This window comes from Intrasporangium sp., from assembly GCF_039812505.1.
Lineage (GTDB): Bacteria > Actinomycetota > Actinomycetes > Actinomycetales > Dermatophilaceae > Intrasporangium_A.
On record NZ_JBDIAQ010000060.1, the window covers coordinates 1 to 20,481 of the forward strand.

Below are 20,481 nucleotides of genomic sequence, written 5' to 3' on the forward strand. Positions count from 1 at the left end.
CGGGTTCGCCCTCGACCGCACGGTTGGAGCGGGGGGCGGTCGTGCGAGTGCGCCGGCGTCACACGCCGGCCAGGTGGAAGCCGGCCGCGATCAGCAGGATGACCGGCATCGAGACGAACGTCGTGACGAAGATGGCGTCGCGGGCCAGGTTGACCTCGCGCCGGTAGCGGACGGCATACGTGAAGATGTTCTGCGCGGTCGGCAGGGCGGCCGTCACGACGACGGCGAACAGCGGCTGCCCCCGCATGCCGATGAGCAGGCCGACGCCGAGGGCGATGGCCGGCATCACCAGGGTCTTGAGCACCACGATGGCCCAGACGTGCCGGGCGGCGCGGCCGGCCGCCGGACGCGGACCGCGCCGCAGCGAGATGCCGAAGGCGACGAGCATCGACGGGACGGCCAGCCCCGCGAGCAGGTCCACCGAGCCGGCCACCACTCGCGGCAGGTGCACGTCGAGCAGGGAGATGAGCAGCCCGGCGAGCGCCCCGATCGTGATGGGGTTGCTGAACATCCGGCGCACGCTGCGCAGCACGGTCGGGCGTTCGCCTCGGGCGTCGCTGTCGAACAGGGCCATGTAGACCGGCGTGATGATTAACAGCTGCATGAGCAGGGTGGGGGCCACCCAGGCGACGTCGCCCAGGACGTACAACGCGATGGGGATGCCGAGGTTGCCGGCGTTGACGTAGGCCGACGATAGGCTGCCGATCAGGCGCGTCCCGAGGGGGGTGTTCCGCCCGCGGGACCGCACCCCCACCAGGTAGATCGTCACGGTCACGGTGAAGGCGACCAGCGAGGTGACCAGGTTGCGGGAGAGGACCGCATCGAGCGGGGTGCGCTCCATCACCTGGAGCAGCAGCGCCGGGGAGGCGACGTAGAAGGCGAGCCGCGCCAGGTTGTTCTGGGCGGCCTCGTCCAGGATGCGCAGGTGCGCGAGCAGCGCCCCGACCGCGACGACCATGGCGATCGTCGCGAAGCCCTCCAGAACGCCGATCACCGGCCGATCCTGTCAGGTCGGCCGGTGACGGGTGGCACGGGTCTCGGTCAGCCCACCGTCGTGTCGCCCCGTGACGCGGTGGGGATCGCGTCGCCGTACGGGGCGTCGTGTCGCTCGTGAGGGCGGGCGACGAGCAGGTAGACCAGCCCTGCCGAGATGACGATGCCCGCGGAGAGCAGCACGATCCAGTTGTCGTACCACGGCGCGTCCGGGGACCGTGGCCAGGACATGTTCGTCGCCGCGAGGACCTGGTAGCCGAAGGCGGCGACCGTGACGAGCAGGCCCCAGCGGCCCAGGGTGAACGGGCCGCTCGGGCGCCACCCCTTCAGCCGGGCCCGCAGCGCCGCGAGGACCACCATCATGAAGCCGAGGTAGATGCCCAGCGCGGCGAAGGAGATGATCTTCGTCAGGGCGTTCTCCGAGACCATCGACCCCAGGATGATCAGGGTGGGCACCACCGCAGCCAGCGCCAGGGCATACGGCGGGACGGCGCGCGCCGACGAGAAGCGGCTGAGCAGGTGGCTCGCCGGCATCATCCGGTCGCGGGCGTAGGAGTAGACCAGCCGGCTGGCCGCGGCCTGCAGGCTGAGGGCGCAGGAGAAGAACGAGATGAGCACGATGGCGATGACGACGCGGAAGCCGACCGACCCGAAGGCGTTCTGCAGGATCGTCGTCACCGGGTCGGCGTCGGCGCCCGAGACGACCTTGCCGAAGTCGGGGACGGCGAGCATCAGGGCCAGGGTGATGAAGAACGAGGCGAACCCGCCGATGTAGATCGTCATCCGCATCGACTTGGGGATCTGGCGGCGCGGGTCCTTGACCTCCTCGGCGACGTCGCCACACGCCTCGAAGCCGTAGTACAGGTAGACGCCCAGCAGCGCCGCGGTGAGGAAGGCCGGCAGGTAGGAGCCGTCGCCCTCGGTGCCCGCCGTGTCGAAGAGCACGCCGAGGCCGTGGTGGCGCTGGGTCAGCAGCAGCCAGCCGCCGACCGCGAGCGCCCCGACGAGCTCTGCGGCGAAGCCGAAGAAGGCGAGCTTGGCCAGCAGCGCGGTGCCCCCGAAGTTGAGCAGGGTCACCACGACGATCAGGCCGACGGCGCAGCCCACGGTCACGCCCGTCGAGGGCGTGATCCCCAGCAGCATCGCCACGAACGGACCGGCGCCGTAGGAGACGCTGGCGATGGTCACGAGCAGGGCGGCCATGTAGACCCACCCCGCCATCCAGGCCCAGCGCCGCCCCCAGAGCCGGCGCGTCCAGGGGTAGATGCCGCCGGAGACCGGGTACTGGGAGACGACCTCGCCGAAGACCATGGCAACCAGCAGCTGGCCGACCGCGGCGATCGCCACCGCCCAGATCGAGGCCGGGCCGCCCGAGGCGACGGCGAAGGCGAACAGCGAGTAGACGCCGACGACCGGCGACAGATAGGTGAACCCGAGCGAGAAGTTGCCCCAGAGGGACATGTCGCGCTTGAAGTCGGAGGTGTAGCCGAGTGCGGCCAGGTGGGCATCCTCGTCGTCGTGCGAGGTGTGGGTCAGGGTTTGGGACATTCGTCCATTCCGGTGTTGCGCCGCATCACTGCGGTGGCCCGGGCCTTCCAGGCGCCGGAGCAACGCTAGTGACCCACCCGGCCTGGCGGTATCGCCGTTTGGGCGCGTCCGGCAGCCAGGGCTGTACAAGTCGGCGCTTTACCGCCCGCTCGGACAGCTGCGGCGGAGCGCGCGGATCCGGCGCGGTCGGCGCGGCTGTTGCCGCCCCGCCGCGGGTTCAGCCGACCACGACGACGGACAGCTCCCCCTCGGCGTACCGCCTGCGCAGCACCTTCTTGTCGAACTTGCCGACGCTCGTCTTGGGGACCTCGTCGATGAAGGCCCACCGCTCGGGCACCTGCCAGCGCGCGAGCTTGGTCTCGAGGTAGTCGTGCAGGTCCTGTGCCGTCGCCGTGGAGCCGGCCTTCAGCACCACCGAGGCGAGCGGGCGTTCCTGCCACCGGTCGTCGGGGACCCCCACGACCGAGGCCTCGACGACGTCCGGGTGGCCCATCAGGACGTTCTCGAGCTCGACCGAGCTGATCCACTCGCCGCCCGACTTGATGACGTCCTTGGCCCGGTCGGTCAGGGTGATGTACCCGTCGGCCGAGAACGTCCCGACGTCACCGGTGCGCAGCCAGCCCTCGTCGAACCGGGCCGCCATGTCGGCCAGTTCGGCCTCCGACTCGCTGCCGTTCGAGTAGTACGACTCGGCGATCCACGGGCCGCGGATCTCGAACTCCCCGACGGTCCGCCCGTCGGGTTCGGCGGCGTTGCCGTCGGGCCCGATGATCCGGCCCTCCAGGCCGCAGAGGATGCGGCCCTGGCTGGCCTTGTAGGCCCAGTACTCGTCCGAGCCGGGTGCGGCCGGCGGCACCGTCGAGAGGGAGGCGACCGGCGAGGTCTCCGTCATCCCCCAGCCGTGGATGATGTCGATCCCGTGCCGGTCGTGGTAGGCCCGGATCATCGGCAGCGGGGCGGCCGAACCGCCGACCATCAGCATCCGCACGGACGAGACGTCGACGTCGTTGGTGTCCAGGTGGTGCAGCAGGTCGTTCCAGATCGTCGGCACGCCGGCTCCGCCGGTCACCTTCTCGCTCGTGATCATGTCGGCCAGCGGGGCGGCCTGCAGGAAGCGGTCCGGCATGACCAGGCTGGACCCGGTTACCATCGCGGAGTACGGGAAGCCCCACGCGTTGGCGTGGAACAGCGGCACGACGATGAGCAGCCGGTCGGCCGTGGCGATGCCCAGCGAGGCAGCGACCGCCATCGAGTGCAGGTAGTTGCTGCGCTGCGAGTAGGCGACCCCCTTGGGGTTGCCGGTCGTGCCGGAGGTGTAGCACATCGAGGCGGCGTCGGTGTCGTCGAGGTCCGTGGGCCAGTCGAAGGTGGCCGGCCGGCCGTCGATGAGCTCGGCGAAGTCGTGCACACCCGCGACGTGGCCGGGCGCGCCGAGAGCTGCACGGGTCTCGTCGTCGACCGGGCCGTTGACGATCACGTGGCGCACCTCGGGCAGATGCTCGAGCAGCCGGGCGAACGGCCCCGCGAGCGTGTTGTCGACGACGACGACCTCGCTGCCGCCGTGGCGCGTGACGTAGACCAGCTGCTCGGGGAACAGCCGGATGTTCAGGGCGTGCAGGACCGCGCCCATGGACGGCACGGCAAGGTAGGTGACCAGGTGCTCGGCGTTGTTCCACATGAAGGTGCCGACGCGCCGGTCCCCGGTGATCCCGAGGTCGCGCAGGGCGTGGGCGAGCTGTGCCGCCTGCCTGCCGACCTCGCCGAAGGTCGTGCGCCGTGCGCCGGACGCGGTCCACGTGACCACCTCGCTGGCGGCGTGGACGGTCGTGCCGAAGCGCATGAGCGTGGAGATCAGCAGGGGTGTGGGCTGCATCGTGCTCTTCATGACTGGCACTCTGCCATCGCGTCGCGGCCGGCGTCAGCCCTTTCCGCAGGTGGCGCGCGGCGACCCGCCCGGGTCGGCCCGGTTGGGGCAGGATGTCGCCCATGGAGATCGAGACGCTCGAGGAGCTCGACGCCCACCTCGACTCCGGAGCGAGCCTGACCGGCCTGCGGCTGCAGGGTCTGGACCTGCGCGACTACGCCCGTCGGCTCGCCGGCCGGCCGGGCCTGACCGGGCTGGTCGTCCTCGGCGGGGTCGTGCCGCCCGACGTCGCCGAGGTGCTGCTCGCCGGTGGTGCGATCGTCTTCCCCGGCCTCGCCGGCGCGCCCATCGACCCGTGGTGCGGCCTCTACACCCCCGAGGACCTCTACGCCGGCCTCGAGGAGCACGGCTACGCCCGCACCCCCGACGCGCTGGCCTACCGATGGTTCACCGACGCGCGGCTGGCCACCGACGCCTTCGCCACCCTCGTGCGGGCCATCCACGACGACACCGTCACCGACGACCTGGACGAGTTCCTCGTCGACCGGAGCGTGGTCGGGGTCATGGGCGGCCACGCGGTCCCCCGGGGCAGCGACGAGTACGTCGGGGCGGCCCACCTGGCCCACCGGCTCGCCGGCCTGGGCCACGTCGTCGTCACCGGTGGTGGTCCCGGCACGATGGAGGCGGCGAACCTCGGCGCCCTGTGCCGCGACACCACGGTCCTCGAGCAGGCTCTGCGGCGCCTCGCCGCCGTGCCCGGCTTCCGGCCGGACGTGACCGCCTGGGCTCGCACCGCGATGGCCGTCCGGCGCGAGCTGCTCGATCGGGACGACGCCCCCGGTGCCCGCCCGGAGGCGCTCGGGAGGTCGGCCCGCTCGCTGGGCATCCCCACCTGGTTCTACGGTCACGAGCCGCCGAACGTGTTCTGCGACGCCGTGGCGAAGTACTTCTCCAACGCCCTGCGCGAGGACGGCCTGCTGGCCCGCTCCACCGCCGGGATCGTGGTGCTGCCCGGCGCCGCCGGCACGGTGCAGGAGGTTTTCCAGGCGGTCACGCCCCTCTACTACTCCCGTGACGACGTCGCCCTGCCCCCTCTGGTGCTCGTCGGAGTCGAGCACTGGACCCGCACCATCCCCGTCTGGCCCGCCGTCCAGCAGCTCGCGTCGGGTCACCGGATGGCCGGGTCGGTCCACCTCGTCGACGCGCTCGATGACGTGCTCCCCCTGCTGGCCGGTTCCCCGGCGCCGGACCGCGAGCCGCCCGGTGGCAGGCGGGCGTGAGGAACGGTATGCCGCCGACCCGGGCAAGCGGCATACCACCCTTCGGGCCTCCGGGCGACGACGGGCCACCTGTCTCCTACGCTGGCTGTGACCCCCCGAGCCGAACCGGCCGTCCAGACAGGGAGCCTGCGCATGACCCAGCCGACCCAGACCGCGCCGTCCGACGCCGAGCGGAAGGCGGTGCGCCGGCTGCGCCACGACGCCGGCGACCGGCCGATGATCGTCATCTGGGAGGTGACCCGGGCATGCGCCCTGGTCTGCCGGCACTGCCGGGCCGACGCCCAGCACCGCCGCGACCCGGGCGAGCTGACCACCGAGCAGGGCCGGGCCCTGCTCGACGACATCGCCGGCTTCGGCACGCCCTACCCGATCGTCGTGCTGACCGGCGGCGACCCGTTCGAGCGACCCGACCTGGCCGAGCTGGTCCGGCACGGGCACTCGCTCGGACTGCACATGGCGCTCTCGCCGTCGGTGACACCCCGGCTCACTCCCGCCGTCCTGGCCGAGCTGCGCGCCGCCGGCGCCGGGGCCCTGTCGCTCTCGCTCGACGGGGCGAGCGCCGCGACCCACGACGCGTTCCGTGGCGTGCGCGGCGTGTTCGACCAGACGCTCGTGGCGGCCGGGCAGGTCCGCGAGGCCGGCTTCCGGCTCCAGGTCAACTCCACGGTGACCAAGGACAACGTCGGGGAGCTGCCACAGCTGCTCGAGCTGGTGCTGGGTCTGGGCGTCTCGCTGTGGAGCGTCTTCTTCCTCGTGCCGACCGGCCGCGGCCAGCTGCTCGGGGCGCTGGATGCCGAGCAGGTCGAGGACGTCCTGCACTGGCTGCACGACGTGTCCGACCTGGTCGCGCTCAAGACGACCGAGGCGCCGCACTACCGGCGCGTCGCGATCGAGCGGGCCCGAGCTGCCGCGAGCGGTGCCGCGCCACCCGAGCTCGGCGGGCTGTACCACCGCCTCACCGCGGCGACGGCACCGATCCGGGCTGGGCGGCATACGGCGGTGCGGCGCCCCCGCCCACCCATCGAGGTCAACTCGGGGCGCGGCTTCGCCTTCGTCGACCACCGCGGCGACGTCTACCCGAGCGGGTTCCTGCCGCAACGGTGCGGCAACGTGCGCGAGGCCGGCTTCCGGGAGGTCTACCGGACCAGCCCGCTGCTGCGCTCGCTGCGCGACCCGAGCCAGCTGCGCGGCAAGTGCCGGGACTGCGAGTTCCGGGACGTCTGCGGGGGCAGCCGGTCGCAGGCCTACGCGGTGCACGGGGACGTGCTCGGCTCGGACCCGAACTGCGTGTACGTGCCGCCCGCGACCGGCCGGCCCACGCCCTCGCTGGCCACCGCCTGACGCCGCATCGGGCTCAGTCGCCCCGCAGCACCGGCGTGAGCGCCTCGAGGACCGCGGCGTCCTCGATCGTGGCCGGCACGGTGGGGGTCCGGCCGTCGGCGATCTCGCGCATCGTCTTGCGCAGGATCTTGCCCGAGCGCGTCTTGGGCAGGGCGGCCACGATGTCGACCCGGCGCAGGGCGGCCACCGCCCCGACCTCGCCGCGCACCCGCTCGACCAGCTCCGCCCGGATGCGCTCGCCCTCGGCCGCGGCGTCGACACCCGACTTGAGCACGACGAGGGCCCGCGGCACCTGGCCCTTGAGCTGGTCGGACACCCCGACCACGGCGCACTCGGCCACCGCCTCGTGGCCGGCGAGCGCGGCCTCGATGGCCCCGGTCGACAGCCGGTGACCGGCGACGTTGAGCACGTCGTCGGTACGCCCCATGACGAACAGGTAGCCGTCGTCGTCGACGTACCCGCCGTCGCCGGTCAGGTAGTAGCCGGGGTAGGCGGACAGGTAGGAGGCCACGTAGCGCTCGTCGTCGTGCCACAGGGTCGGCAGCGTGCCGGGCGGCATCGGCAGCCGGATGCAGATGGCCCCCTCGGTGCCGGCCGCCACCTCGGTGCCCGCCCCGTCGAGGACGCGCACGTCGTAGCCGCACACGGGCAGGGTCGGCGAGCCGGGTTTGATGGGCAGCAGCTCGATGCCCTTGGGGTTGCACGCCACCGGCCAGCCGGTCTCGGTCTGCCACCAGTTGTCGATGACCGGGACGCCGAGCACGTCGGTGGCCCACTCGTACGTGTCCGGGTCGAGCCGCTCGCCGGCGAGGTACAGGGTCCGGAAGCCGGTGAGGTCGTAGCTGCGCAGCAGCTCGGCCTTGGCGTCCTCCTTCTTGATCGCCCGGAAGGCCGTCGGGGCCGTGAAGCACGACACCACGCCGTACTCCTGGATGACCCGCCAGAACGCGCCCGCGTCGGGGGTGCCCACGGGCTTGCCCTCGTAGAGCACCGACGCCGCGCCGAGCAGCAGCGGGCCGTACACGATGTACGAGTGGCCGACGACCCAGCCGACGTCACTCGCGGTGAACATCGTCTCGCCGGGCCGGACGTCGTACAGGTTGCGCATCGACCACAGCAGCGCGACGGCGTAGCCGCCCGAGTCGCGGTAGATGCCCTTGGGTCTGCCGGTGGTGCCCGATGTGTAGAGGATGTAGAGCGGGTCGGTGCTCGCGACCGGCACGCAGTCGGCCCCGGCGCGCGCCGCCGGACCCGTGACGAGCTCGGCCCAGTCGACGTCGCGCTCCCCCATCTCGGCCCGCAGCTGCTCCCGCTGGAGGATGACGCAGTGCTCCGGCTGGTGCGCGGAGCGCCGGATCGCCTCGTCGAGGAACGGCTTGTAGGGCACGATCCGGTTGGGCTCGACCCCGCAGGAGGCCGAGATGACCACCCGTGGCGCCGCGTCGTCGATCCGGGCGGCGAGCTCCTGCGGCGCGAAGCCGCCGAACACGACCGAGTGCACGGCGCCGATCCGGGCACAGGCGAGCATCGCGACGGCCGCCTCGGGAACCATCGGCAGGTAGATCACGACGCGGTCGCCCGGCTCGACCCCGAGGCCCTTGAGGCCACCGGCGCAGGCGCGCACCTGCTCGAGCAGCTCGGCGTAGGTGACCGTCAGTTTCGTGCCGGTCACCGGCGAGTCGTAGTGGATCGCCGCCTGATCGCCGCGGCCCGCCTTGACGTGCCGGTCGACGGCGTTGTGGCAGACGTTGAGGACCGCGTCCGGGTACCAGCGGTAGAACGGCGGGTTGTCGTCGTCGAGGATCCGCCCGGGTGGCGTGACCCAGTCGATCTCACCGGCCGCCTCCCGCCAGAACCCTTCGGGGTCGCGCAGGCTGCGCTGGTAGAGGTCGCCGTATGCCGCTGTGCTCGCTCCGTCGCTCATGTGCCCACCCTGCCCTGTGCCGCCGACACAGGCCAGACCCGGCCCACCACAGCCCGGTTCGATGTATTCGCGCGGCCCAGGGGCCGCGCGAATACATCGAACCGGGTTTGGGGTGGGGGTTGGGGGCTAGGGGGCTGGGGGCTGGGGGGTTGGGGGGGCAGGTCAGGCGGTCGAGGCGGCCAGCTGGCCGCAGGCCCCGTCGATGTCCTGGCCGCGGGTGTCGCGCACCGTGGTCGGGATGCCGTGGGCACGCAGCCGCTCGACGAAGTTCTGCTCCACCCCGGGCCGGCTCGCGGTCCACCTCGAGCCCGGGGTCGGGTTGAGCGGGATGGGGTTGACGTGCACCCAGCCCCGGCCCCGGGCGCGCAGCTTCTCGCCGAGCAGGTCGGCGCGCCATCCCTGGTCGTTGACGTCGCGAATCAGCGCGTACTCGATGGAGACCCGGCGTCCGGTGGCGTCGAAGTAACGCCGGGCGGCGTCGAGGGCCGCGTCGACCTTCCACCGGGTGTTGATCGGCACGAGCTCGTCGCGCAGCTCGTCGTCGGGGGCGTGCAGCGACAGGGCAAGCGTGACCGGGACGCCCTCGCCGGCGAGCCGGTCGATGGCCGGCACGAGGCCGACGGTCGACATGGTCAGGCCGCGGGCCGACATGCCGAGGCCATCGGGGGTCGGGTCGGTCAGCCGGCGGATCGCCCCGATCGCCGCGCGGTAGTTGGCCAGGGCCTCGCCCATGCCCATGAAGACGACGTTGCTGACGCGCAGCGGGGCCGCCCGGTCGGTGCCGTCCCCACCGGCCAGGTCTCCGTGCCGCACCGCCCGGGCCGCCTGGACGACCTGCTCGACGATCTCGGCGGTCGACAGGTTGCGGGTCAGACCCGCCTGGCCGGTGGCACAGAACGGGCAGTTCATGCCGCACCCGGCCTGGCTCGAGATGCAGATCGTGACCCGGCCGGGGTAGCGCATCAGGACCGACTCGACCACGGCGCCGTCGTGCAGCCGCCACGCGTACTTCAGCGTCTGCCCGCCGTCGGCCCGGCGCCGCACCAGCGGGGTCAGCAGGGTCGGCAGCAGGTCGTGGACCAGCTCGGCGCGCGCCGCCTTGGGCAGGTCGGTCATCTGCTCCGGGTCCGAGACGAGCCGCTCGAAGTAGTGCCTCGAGAGCTGCCTGGCCCGAAAGCCCGCGTGCCCGAGTGCCGTGACGACCTCGGTGCGCTCGGCCGGGGCGAGGTCGGCGAGGTGCCGGGGTGGCTTGCCGCGCCCCGGGGCGCGGAAGGTCAGACGCCCGGGCTCGGGTCGGGGGGCCCTTGGAGGGCGGGCAGTCGTCGGGTCGGGCAGCGAGGTCGGGCCCGACGCAGTGGTGCTGGAGGTAGCGCGGCTCGAGGCGGTCGGGGCGGTCTGGTCGTCGGTCATGGCCCCCTCATCCTCTCAGGGCCAGCCCCCCGCGGCCGCCTCCCCCATCGACAGGGCACCAATCCCGATGGAGTGAGCAGCAATCCCCATCGAGCGTGCGCACGGGATCAGCGCGCCTGGGGCGCCAGCAGGGTCAGCACGGCCCACACCATGGGCGCGACGACGACGAGCGAGTCGAGCCGGTCCATGATGCCGCCGTGCCCGGGCAGGATGTTCGACATGTCCTTGATCCCCAGGTCGCGCTTGATCAGCGACTCCATGAGGTCCCCGATGGTCGCCGCGATGGCGACCGCGATCCCCAGCAGCACGCCGATCCACCAGGGATGGCCGAGGAGGAGCCAGACGGTGAAGGCACCACCCAGCACGCACAGCCCGACCGAGCCGCCGAACCCCTCCCACGACTTCTTCGGGCTGATCGTGGGCGCCATCGGGTGCTTGCCCAGCAGGACCCCCGCGGCATAGCCGCCGACGTCGCTGCACACCGTGATGATGAGGAAGACGAACATCCGGCCCACGCCGTCCGGCGCCGCGAGCAGCATCGCGGCGAACCCGGCCAGCAGCGCGGGGTAGGCGGTCACGAACACGCCGCCCAGCACGTCCCGGGCCGCGCCGTCGAGCGGCCCGGCCCCACGCCACAGCACCACGGCCGCAGCGGTGAGGCACCACGCCAGCACGAGCCCGGCGGGACCGTGGGCATAGGCCGCCCACAGCATCACGACCGACCCGAGCACCGCGGGGACGAGCGGGGCCCTGATCCCGCGGTGCGCCAGGGCGTGGCGCATCTCCCAGACGCCGGTGGCGATGGCCACCAGGATGACGACGAGGAAGGACTCCTTGCGCACCAGCAGCGTCACGACGATCACGACGCCGAGGCCGAGGCCGACGCCGATCGCGGCCTTCAGGTCGCGCCCGGCCCGCGACGGCTTCTTCTCCTGACGGGTGCTGCCGGTGCCGGCAGGATCTGGGTGGGACATGGTGACGGGCCGCGGAGGGTCACACCTCCAGCAGCTCGGACTCCTTGGCCTTGACGAGGCTGTCGACCAGGTCGGTGTGCTTCTTCGTGAGGGCCTCGAGCTCCTTCTCTGCCCGGGTCCCCTCGTCCTCGCCCACCTCGCCGTCCTTGACCAGCCGGTCGAGGTCGGTCTTGGCCCGGCGGCGGATGTTGCGGACCGCGACGCGCGCCTCCTCCGCCTTGGTGTGGGTCAGCTTGACGTAGTCGCGGCGGCGTTCCTCGGTCAGCTCGGGCATGATGCAGCGGATCTGGTTGCCGTCGCTGCTCGGGTTGACGCCGAGATCGCTGTCCCGGATCGCCTTCTCGATCCCGTGCATCGCCGACTTGTCGAACGGGATGACCAGGATCGTGCGCGCCTCGGGGTTCTGGAACGAGGCGAGCTGCTGCAGCGGGGTCGGGGCGCCGTAGTAGTCCACCAGGAGCTTGTTGAACAGACCCGGGTTGGCGCGACCCGTGCGGATCCCGGCGAAGTCCTCCTTGAGGACCTCGACGGCCTTGTCCATCTTCTCCTCGGCCTCGAACATGGTCTCGTCGATCATGTGCTCTTCCTCGCCCCTATGGGTGTGTCGTTGGTGTCCGGCTGCTCGGTTGGTCCCGAGCCGAGCCCTCGGGCGTGCCGCTGCTCATGCATTGACGACCAGCGTGCCGATCCTCTCACCACGCAGGGCGCGGGTGACGTTGTCGGGCCCGTCCATGGCGAAGACGAGCATCGGCAGCTTGTTCTCCATGCAGAGGGCGAACGCGGCGGCGTCGACCACCTTGAGCCCGTCGGAGATCGCCTCCGAGAAGGTGACCCTGTCGAGCTTGCGCGCATCGGGGTTCGACCGCGGGTCGGAGTCGTAGACGCCGTCGACGCCGTGCTTGCTCATCAGCACGACGTCGCACTTGATCTCGAGGGCACGCTGTGCGCTGACGGTGTCGGTGGAGAAGAACGGCATCCCCGCGCCCGCACCGAAGATCACGACGCGCCCCTTCTCGAGGTGCCGGATCGCCCGCCTCGGGATGTACGGCTCGGCCACCTGGGTCATCTGGATCGCCGTCTGGACGCGGGTGCCCACGTCCTCCTTCTCGAGGAAGTCCTGCAGTGCGAGGCAGTTCATGACGGTGCCGAGCATCCCCATGTAGTCGGCCCGGGTGCGGTCCATGCCCTGCTGCTGCAGCTCGGCCCCGCGGAAGAAGTTGCCGCCGCCCACGACGACGGCGACCTGCACCCCCTCGCGGACCGGCGGGGCGATCTGCCGCGCGATCGACTGCACGACCGCCGGGTCGACACCGACCGCACCGCCACCGAAGGCCTCTCCAGAGAGCTTGAGCAGCACGCGTCGACGGCGCGGTGACGCCGGTGTTCCGGTCATGGGGGCTCCTCGCGGGCAGCGTGGCACGGGCTCGCCCGATCTTTCCACATGCGCGCACGTCGGGCGCTTCGGGAACACCGAACCAGCGGCGTTGGCGCCGCCACGAGCGATCGTCGCCCTCGTCACCGACCTCGACCGCCTCCGAACCGGCCAAACCGCGCACGAGAGCGTATGCCGCTCACCTCAGGCAGGTGGGCGGCATCCGGCGTCTGCGGGGTGCAGACGAGGCGGAGGGAAGTGGTGGGGCCCGCGGACGCGAGGATGCCCCAGCTCTGTCCCGACGCCAGTGACGACGAGCGAAGGGGGATCAAGGCCCCTGGCGGGCACCGGACCCGCCGGGTTGGGTGAGGGTACGGCCACCCAGCGAACCGATGCACCCAGAAGGAGAGTCACCATGTTCCCCTCCCGACGCACCGCAGTCCTGGTCACCACGGCAGTGCTGACCGTCCCGGCTGCCGTCCTCACCGCCGCCCCTGCACAGGCCGACGTGGAACGTCACGGCCGCTGCGGCAGCGCCGTCTACGAGTTCTCGGTGGACCGGGAGCGCGGCGGCTTCGAGGTCGAGCTGGAGATCGACCGGGCCAAGCCGAAGTCCCAGTGGAAGGTGCTCATGTACCACGACGGGAAACGCTTCGTGAACCAGACGTTCCGCGCCGACCGCGAGGGTGAGCTCGACGTGGAGCGGTGGCGCGGCAACACCGCGGGCTACGACAAGTTCACCTTCCGGGCCACTCGCTCCGACGGTGCGGCCACCTGCACGAACTCGATCACCGTCCGTTAGCGATCTGCGTATCGCCGCACGCTCGTTCCGACCCGCTCGCGCGGACCGGCCGGGCGGTGCGCGTCCGGCCTAGAGTGACGCCCATGGCGCACAGCTTCGAGACCGAGATCGACGATGCCGTCCAACCGCTGGTGCTGGCACTCGACGTGGGCTCCACCGCCAGCCGCGGCGCCGTCTATGACGCGCACGGGCGCCCGGTCGGGCGCCGGGCCAAGGCGGCGCACACCTTCACGACCGCGGCGGACGGCACCTCGGTGATCGACCCGGACCAGGTGGTGGGCGAGCTGACGGGCATCATCGACGAGCTGGTGGGCGCACTGCACGGGCGGCAGGTCGCCGGTGTCGCGATCGACACCTTCGCCTCGTCGCTGGTGGTCGTCGACGGGCGCGGGCGGGCGATGACCCCGTGCTTCACCTACGCCGACGGCCGGTGCACGACACAGGTCGGGCAGCTGCTCGAGGAGCTGGACGAGCCCGCCCTGCACCAGCGCACCGGCACCCGCGTGCACGGCAGCTACTGGCCCGCCCGGCTGCGCTGGCTCGCGCAGGAGCATCCCGACGTCGTCGCGGACGCCGCGCACTACCTCTCGCTCGGTGACTACGTGCTGCTGCGGCTGACCGGCACGTTGGCGACCGGCACGTCGTGCGCCGCCTGGGCCGGCATGGTCGAGCGGCGTACCGCCGACTGGGACGAGGACCTGCTCGCCGTCACCGGCGTCACCAGGACCCAGCTGCCGCCGATCCACCACGTCGACGAGCCGCTCGAGATCAAGCCCGAACGAGCCCACCGGCTCGCCGCACGCTGGCCGGCCATAGCCGGAGCGCGCTGGTATGCCGCCGTCGCCGACGGCGTGGCGGCCAACGTGGGGCTCGGCGCCGGCGACGAGCGGACCATCGGCGCCTCGTGCGCGACCTCCGGGGCGCTGCGCGTGATCGTGCGTCAGATGCCCGAGGAGCTGCCGCGAGGCCTGTGGTGCTACCGGGTGTCCCACGACCGGTCGATCGTCGGGGGCGCACTCAGCGACGTCGGCCGGGCGCTGACCTGGGCCGGCGGCGCACTGGCGGTCGAGCAGGAGGGGCCCGAGGCGCTGTCGGCGGCGCTGCTCGCGGAGCCCGCCGACGGCACCCCCCTGGTCCTGCCGTTCCTGACCGGTGAGCGCAGCACCGGCTGGGCCGGTGACGCGCGGGCCGTGCTGGCCGCGGTCGACGTCACGACCGGGCCGCTCGAGCTCTACCGGGGCGTCGTCGAGGGCATCGCGCTGGCCTACGCGCGCATCGCCGCCCAGCTGCACGAGGTGGCCCCGGCGACCGAGCAGCTCTACTGCGGCGGAAGGGTGGCCAACGACCGGCCGGAGCTGCTCGAGGTCATGGCCGATGCCATGCGCACGCCGGTCACCCGAGTGCCGATCAAGCGCAGCACGCTGCACGGCACTGCGCTGCTGGCGTTGGAGAGCCTGGCGCCCGACACGCCCAGGGCAGTCCCGCCCCACGACCCCGAACACAGGCCGCAGGACCGTCGCCGCACCTACTACACAGGTCGGCTCGCGCGCTTCGAGCAGGTCTACCAGGCGCTCTTCAGGTGAGCGAGCCACGGCCCCTACGAGCGCGAGGCTCGAGGCGGTCGGTCCGAGGTGTGCGGATCCGGTGATGACGCACGGGCGCAGGCGCTCTCGGCGCAGCCACCTATCCTCGGGGCGTGGGAACGTGGCTGGTGAGGCTCTTCTGGGCCCTGGCGATCCTCTACGCCGGGCTCGTCGCCTGGGCGGCCGGTGTGCTTCCGGACCGGGTTCCTGCGCACTGGGGCAGCAGTGGCCCGCCGGACCGATGGGCCAGCCGCACCGAGGCTCTCGTCATGCTCGTCGTCCTCGGGCTCATCATGGTGGGGATCTTCGGCTCACTCATCGTGCTCCTCCCGCGCAGCCGGTCCCTGGCCTGGGTCAACATCCCGAACAAGTGGTACTGGGAACGCCCCGAGAACCTCCCCCGGGCGATGCGGATGATCACCGGCGACCTCGCGGTGCTGGGGTGCCTGTCCATGGCGTTCATCTGTGTCGTGCCGGTCTCGATCGTGCAGGCCTCGCGCACCGCGGACGCCGCGCTGCCGTCGTGGACGCTCCCCGCGATCGTCGCCTACCTGGTGCTCATCATCGGCTACGTCATCTGGATGGTGGCTGCGCGCTGGCACCCGCCGGATGCCCGCCCTCGCTGAGCCGGCCGGATGTTCCTACGGACACAACAAGTCCATCCGGACACCCGGGTCCCCGCACGAGCAGCTGCCAGCCGCGCCCCAGAACGTCGTATGCCGCCCACCTCGGTCAGGTGGGCGGCATACGTTCTCGTGCGGGGTGGGGGGCTACGGCCTCACTGGCCGACCCGGAACCGGGCGAAGTCGACGACCTTCGCGCCCGCCTCGGCGGCGACCTTGGCGACCGTCTTCTTCGGGTCCTTCGCGAACGGCTGGTCGAGCAGCACGTTCTCCTTGAAGTACCCGTTGACGCGGCCTTCGACGATCCTCGGCAGGGCGGCCTCGGGCTTGCCCTCCTCCCTGGCCGTCGCCTCGGCGATGCGGCGCTCGTTCTCGACCGTCTCGGCCGGCACGTCGGCACGGGACAGGACGGTCGGCGAGAAGGCCGCCACGTGCATCGCGACCTCCCGGCCGACCGTCTCGTCGCCGCCCTCGATGGCCACCAGCACGCCGATCTGCGCGGGCAGGTCGGGGCTGGTCTTGTGCAGGTAGGACACCACGTTGCCGGCTTCGAGGCGGGCGACGCGCTTCACCTCGATCTTCTCGCCGATCGTCGCGTTGGCGTCGTCGAGCAGCGCCTGTACGGTCCTGCCGTCGGCGGTCGTGCTGGCGAGCAGCTCGTCGGCCGAGCTCACCTTGGCGGCGACGGCCTGCGCGAGCACCCGGTCGGCCAGGTCGATGAACTTCTCGCCCTTCGCGACGAAGTCGGTCTCGCAGAGCACCTCGACGAGGGTGCCCACGCCGTCACCGGCGGCGGCCGCGACGAGCCCGTTGGAGGTGGTGCGACCCTCGCGCTTCGTCACTCCCTTCAGGCCCTTGACGCGAAGGACCTCGGCGGCCTTGGTCTGGTCGCCGTCGGCCTCGTCGAGCGCCTTCTTGACGTCGAGCATGCCGGCGCCGGTCTTCTCGCGCAGCGCCTTGATGTCAGCGGCGGTGTAGTTCGCCATGGATGTTTCGTGCTCCTCTTTCGGGACGGATGCGGTGTGGTCAGGCCTGCTCTGCTGGGGTATCGGCGGCGGCCTCGGCCGGCGTCGCGACAGCCGGCTCGGCGGCGGGAGCCTCGGCCTGCGCGGCGGCGGCCGGCTCGGCGGCAGGCTCGACCGCGACCTCGGCAGCGGGCGGGACGGCGGTGGTCTCGGCCGGCTCGGCGGCGGTCTCGGCCGGGGCGGCAGCCTGCTCGGCGGCCGCCTCGGCGTACAGCTCGCGCTCCCACTCGGCAAGCGGCTCCTCGACGGTCGCCTCGGTACCGGCCCGCCCGGACGAACGCTGGATCATGCCGTCGGCCACCGCGTCGGCCACGACCCGGGTCAGCAGCGTGACGGATCGGATCGCGTCGTCGTTGCCGGGGATCTTGTAGTCGACCTCGTCGGGATCGCAGTTGGTGTCGAGGATCGCGATGACCGGCAGGCCCAGCTTGCGGGCCTCGTCGACGGCCAGGTGCTCCTTCTTCGTGTCGACCACCCAGACGGCCGAGGGGACCTTGGTCATCGAGCGGATGCCGCCGAGGGTCTTCTCGAGCTTGTCCTTCTCGCGCCCCAGGATGAGCAGCTCCTTCTTGGTGTGGCCGGAGCCGGCCACGTCGTCGAAGTTGATCTCCTCGAGCTCCTTGAGGCGCGTGAGGCGCTTGGAGATGGTCTGGAAGTTGGTCAGCATGCCGCCGAGCCAGCGGTGGTTGACGTAGGGCATGCCCACGCGCGTCGCCTGCTCGGCGATGGGCTCCTGGGCCTGCTTCTTCGTGCCGACGAACAGGATCGTGCCGCCGTGCGCGACGGTCTCCTTGACGAAGTCGTAGGCGCTGTTGATGTAGGTCAGCGACTGCTGCAGGTCGATGATGTAGATCCCGTTGCGCTCGGTCATGATGAAGCGCTTCATCTTGGGGTTCCAGCGACGGGTCTGGTGCCCGAAGTGGACGCCGCTCTCGAGGAGCTGGCGCATGGTGACGACGGCCATGCCGTGGTTCTCCTTGTGGTTGTTGTCAGTTCTGCGTGCGACGACCCCGCCCGACCGGCCCGACGCGCGGACCGCGCTGGGCGGCATACGTCCCACTCCTGGCGCCTGCACGCACCCCACCCAGCCGTCGGCCGGGACTGCCGTGGTGCGCCCCGGTCGCCCCGCGGGGCGACCGGCAGAAGACGCGCGAATTACGACCCGGGCACCCGAGGGCACGCCGGACCGCCCACCATCGTACGACCCGCCCGGCCTCCCCGGGAAATCATCGGGGTCCGGGACAATGGAGCGCGCCGACCCCGCCGAGCCCGGAGGACGAGTTGACCAGCTGGACCGAGGCGATCCCCGTGTTCGTCGTGTTCGTCGCGCTCGCCTTCGTCCCCGGCTGGCTCGTGGTGCGGGCCTTCGGCTCGCGCGGGGTCGAGGCGGTGGCCATCTCCCCGGCGGTGAGCGTCGGCGTGCTCGCCGGGTTCGGCACGGTGGCCGGCGTCCTGGGGATCTCTTGGACGTGGCCGGTCGTGATCGCGGCGACGGCGCTGTCGGTGCTGGCCGCCTGGCTGGTCGGCGGCCGGCTGGCGCGTTCCCGCGGCGGCCGCGACCCTGAGCTGCGCCTGCGGCGCCGGCTGTTCGGCCGGCCGCGCCCGGACGTCGTCGCCGCCTGCCTCGTGGGCGTGGTGCTCGCCCTCGTGACCATGATCCCGGCGATCGGCCGGCCCGACAGCCTGGTCGACTCCCCCGACGCCGTCTTCCACCTGAACCGCATCCGCACCTTCCTGGAGACCGGCGACGTCTCGCTGTTCAACCCGGCCTCCTACCCGAACGGGTTCCACGCGTGGGTGGCCACCGGGCTCATCGCGCTCGGCACCCCGGTCCTGGCCGGGACGAACGTCGCCACGCTCGTGCTGGCGGCCGTCGTCTGGCCGGTCGGCTGCGTAGCTCTGGTGCGTCACGCGCTCGGCACCTCGCTGCTGGTCACGTATGCCGCCGGGTTCGCCTCCGTCGCGTTCCTCTCCTTCCCGACCATCCTGCTCGGCTGGGGCGTGCTGTGGCCGAACATGATGGGCACCGCGATGCTGCCCGCCGCCCTGGCGCTCATGCTGCAGGCGGCCCGCACCCGGCAGCCGGGCAAGGTGCTGACCTTCGCGTTGTCCCTGCCGGGGCTGGCGTTGATCCACCCGAACGTCATCGTGTCCCTGGTCGTGTTCGTCCTCGTCTGGTTCGCCACGGCACGGCTGCGGGCCGGCGTGCTTGGCCACCTCCCGTGGCGCCTGGTCCTGCGGGACGTCGCGGTCGTGGCGGCCCTGGTGGGGGCGGGGCTGGTGCTCGCCCCGCAGCTGTCCGCCCGCGTCGCGGCGACCCAGGCCTACACCTGGCCCGGCCGGGTCTCGACGTGGACCGCGCTTGTCGAGGTCGTCGGCGGGCGCCTGATGGTCTCCACGGTGCAGTGGGGGCTGCTGGCCCTGCTGGCCCTCGGGATCACCTGGGTCCTGTGGCGGGCCCGGCGGGCGATCCCCATCGTCGCGATGTGGCTGACCTGCGTCGTGCTCTACGTCATGGCGGCCTCGTCGGACGCGGGATGGACGGCGCTGGTCACCGGCTACTGGTACAACGACAAGGTCCGGCTGGCCTCGCTCGCCGCCGTGCCGGGGGTGGTGCTCGTCGCCGGGGCGGCGCCCCTGGTGCGGCTCCTGCTGCACCGGACCTCGTGGTTGCGCGCCGTAAACCAGCGTCAGCCCCTGCTGGCCGCCGGGGTGGCCCTGGCTCTCGTCCCGGCCCTGACCGTGGCGCTGGACGCGTCGACCCGGTACCGGCTGCTGCACGACTTCTTCCAGCCGAGCCAACCGGACCGGGTCATCCTGAGCGACGACGGGCGGGCCGCGCTGGCCCAGCTGGCCGAGCGGATCCCGGCCGGCCAGGGGGTCGTCGGCCGCCCCGAGAACGGGTCGCCGCTCATGTGGGCCCTGTTCGGTACGAACACCCTGTACCGTTCGATCCCGATCATGGGCGCGGGAGACGGCCTGCTGATCGGGACCGGCTTCGCCGACATGCAGCGACGGCCGGACGTGTGCGCCGCGCTGGCCCGCAACGACATCCGGTGGGCGATCGGGTCGACGCACACCTACTGGCTCGACCGTCCGGCGCTGACCTCGGGCCTGATGGACCTGGACGAGGTCGACGGGGTCGAGAAGGTGGAGACCGTCGGGCAGTACACGCTCTACCGGGTCACCGGGTGCGGCCTGGGCTGATCCGCGTGGGTCGTGGGCGGGATCGAGCACCCGCCCGCCCCGGTCGAGCGGACAGCCATCTCCCGGTCGAGTGGGCACCGTCACCCGAGCGGCAGTAGCACGATCGGCCTTCGGGTGAGCAGGGTCACCGGGTCCAGGTAGCTGTCGCCGCGCAGGACGCCCCAGTGCAGGCAGGTCGCCGGAGCGCAGTGGCCGGCGGTCGCGTCGACGGCGGCGACCGGCTGGCCGGCCCGAACCGCCGTGCCGACGGCGATCTGGTCCCGGACCGGCTCGAACGTGCTCCGCAGCCCGCCGGCATGGACGATCACCACGACACCTCGACCCGCGATGGTCCCCGCGAAGCCGACCCGACCGTCGGCCGGGGACAGCACCGCCTGGCCCACTGCGGCGGCGAGGTCGACACCACGATGGCCCCGCCCCCACGGTTCGGCCGGGGGATCGAACGGGCCGAGGATCTCGGGCCGCGGATCGAGCGGCCATCTCCAGCCGGCCCGCTGCGGCGCGGGGGTGCCGGCCGCGGGAGGTGGCGCTGCCG

At 72.1% G+C, this 20,481-nt stretch carries 17 protein-coding genes; 6 read left to right on the forward strand and 11 right to left on the reverse strand.

Annotation, left to right across the window (positions count from 1 at the left end):
• Positions 1-58: 58 nt before the first annotated feature.
• The 3 genes from WMI84_RS09670 to WMI84_RS09680 form a co-directional block, all read right to left on the reverse strand.
• Positions 59-994 (reverse strand): AEC family transporter, encoded by a 936-nt coding sequence (locus WMI84_RS09670; RefSeq protein WP_347352584.1) that lies wholly within the window; start codon positions 992-994, stop codon positions 59-61.
• A gap of 47 nt (positions 995-1,041) precedes the next feature.
• Positions 1,042-2,541, reverse strand: coding sequence for an amino acid permease (locus tag WMI84_RS09675; RefSeq protein WP_347352586.1), 1,500 nt, complete (start codon positions 2,539-2,541; stop codon positions 1,042-1,044).
• A gap of 217 nt (positions 2,542-2,758) precedes the next feature.
• Positions 2,759-4,426, reverse strand: coding sequence for a long-chain fatty acid--CoA ligase (locus WMI84_RS09680; RefSeq protein WP_347352588.1), 1,668 nt, complete (start codon positions 4,424-4,426; stop codon positions 2,759-2,761).
• A gap of 101 nt (positions 4,427-4,527) precedes the next feature.
• Between WMI84_RS09680 and WMI84_RS09685 the strand changes: the two genes are divergently transcribed.
• Positions 4,528-5,685 (forward strand): Rossmann fold nucleotide-binding protein, encoded by a 1,158-nt coding sequence (locus tag WMI84_RS09685; protein ID WP_347352590.1) that lies wholly within the window; start codon positions 4,528-4,530, stop codon positions 5,683-5,685.
• A gap of 132 nt (positions 5,686-5,817) precedes the next feature.
• Positions 5,818-7,026, forward strand: coding sequence for a TIGR04053 family radical SAM/SPASM domain-containing protein (locus WMI84_RS09690; RefSeq protein ID WP_347352592.1), 1,209 nt, complete (start codon positions 5,818-5,820; stop codon positions 7,024-7,026).
• A 13-nt stretch (positions 7,027-7,039) separates the two neighbouring features.
• Here WMI84_RS09690 and WMI84_RS09695 read toward each other — a convergent pair whose 3' ends face one another.
• The 5 genes from WMI84_RS09695 to pyrH all read right to left on the reverse strand — a co-directional run bounded on the left by WMI84_RS09695 (position 7,040) and on the right by pyrH (position 12,727).
• Entirely contained in the window at positions 7,040-8,950 is a 1,911-nt protein-coding gene (locus WMI84_RS09695; protein ID WP_347352594.1) for an acetate--CoA ligase, read from the reverse strand.
• Between the two features lie 162 nt (positions 8,951-9,112).
• Positions 9,113-10,360 carry a 23S rRNA (adenine(2503)-C(2))-methyltransferase RlmN gene (gene rlmN, locus WMI84_RS09700; RefSeq protein ID WP_347352596.1) on the reverse strand — a complete coding sequence of 416 codons (1,248 nt, stop codon included), beginning with the start codon at positions 10,358-10,360 and terminating at the stop codon, positions 9,113-9,115.
• Positions 10,361-10,467: 107 nt separating this feature from the next.
• Complete coding sequence (locus WMI84_RS09705) at positions 10,468-11,334, reverse strand: phosphatidate cytidylyltransferase (protein WP_347352597.1); 867 nt, start codon at positions 11,332-11,334, stop codon at positions 10,468-10,470.
• A 19-nt stretch (positions 11,335-11,353) separates the two neighbouring features.
• Complete coding sequence (gene frr / locus WMI84_RS09710; RefSeq protein WP_347352598.1) at positions 11,354-11,911, reverse strand: ribosome recycling factor; 558 nt, start codon at positions 11,909-11,911, stop codon at positions 11,354-11,356.
• A gap of 84 nt (positions 11,912-11,995) precedes the next feature.
• Positions 11,996-12,727 carry a UMP kinase gene (gene pyrH, locus WMI84_RS09715; protein WP_347352599.1) on the reverse strand — a complete coding sequence of 244 codons (732 nt, stop codon included), beginning with the start codon at positions 12,725-12,727 and terminating at the stop codon, positions 11,996-11,998.
• 394 nt (positions 12,728-13,121) lie between these two features.
• On the opposite strand from pyrH, the gene WMI84_RS09720 reads away from it, so the two are divergent.
• The 3 genes from WMI84_RS09720 (at position 13,122) to WMI84_RS09730 (ending at position 15,717) form a co-directional block, all read left to right on the forward strand.
• Positions 13,122-13,508, forward strand: a complete 387-nt coding sequence (locus WMI84_RS09720; protein WP_347352601.1) for a hypothetical protein — start codon at positions 13,122-13,124, stop codon at positions 13,506-13,508.
• An 83-nt stretch (positions 13,509-13,591) separates the two neighbouring features.
• Complete coding sequence (locus WMI84_RS09725; protein ID WP_347352603.1) at positions 13,592-15,091, forward strand: gluconokinase; 1,500 nt, start codon at positions 13,592-13,594, stop codon at positions 15,089-15,091.
• 113 nt (positions 15,092-15,204) lie between these two features.
• Positions 15,205-15,717 carry a DUF1648 domain-containing protein gene (locus WMI84_RS09730; RefSeq protein WP_347352604.1) on the forward strand — a complete coding sequence of 171 codons (513 nt, stop codon included), beginning with the start codon at positions 15,205-15,207 and terminating at the stop codon, positions 15,715-15,717.
• 152 nt (positions 15,718-15,869) lie between these two features.
• On the opposite strand, the gene tsf is transcribed toward WMI84_RS09730, so the two are convergent.
• Together tsf and rpsB are read right to left on the reverse strand one after the other, a co-directional pair.
• Positions 15,870-16,700, reverse strand: a complete 831-nt coding sequence (gene tsf / locus WMI84_RS09735) for a translation elongation factor Ts (protein WP_347352606.1) — start codon at positions 16,698-16,700, stop codon at positions 15,870-15,872.
• A gap of 40 nt (positions 16,701-16,740) precedes the next feature.
• Entirely contained in the window at positions 16,741-17,703 is a 963-nt protein-coding gene (gene rpsB / locus WMI84_RS09740; protein ID WP_347352612.1) for a 30S ribosomal protein S2, read from the reverse strand.
• Positions 17,704-18,020: 317 nt separating this feature from the next.
• Between rpsB and WMI84_RS09745 the strand changes: the two genes are divergently transcribed.
• Positions 18,021-19,946, forward strand: a complete 1,926-nt coding sequence (locus tag WMI84_RS09745) for a DUF6541 family protein (protein WP_347352608.1) — start codon at positions 18,021-18,023, stop codon at positions 19,944-19,946.
• Positions 19,947-20,026: 80 nt separating this feature from the next.
• Here the strand turns inward: WMI84_RS09745 and WMI84_RS09750 are convergent.
• On the reverse strand, positions 20,027-20,481 hold a 455-nt coding region (locus WMI84_RS09750; protein WP_347352610.1), incomplete at its 5' end, for a M23 family metallopeptidase.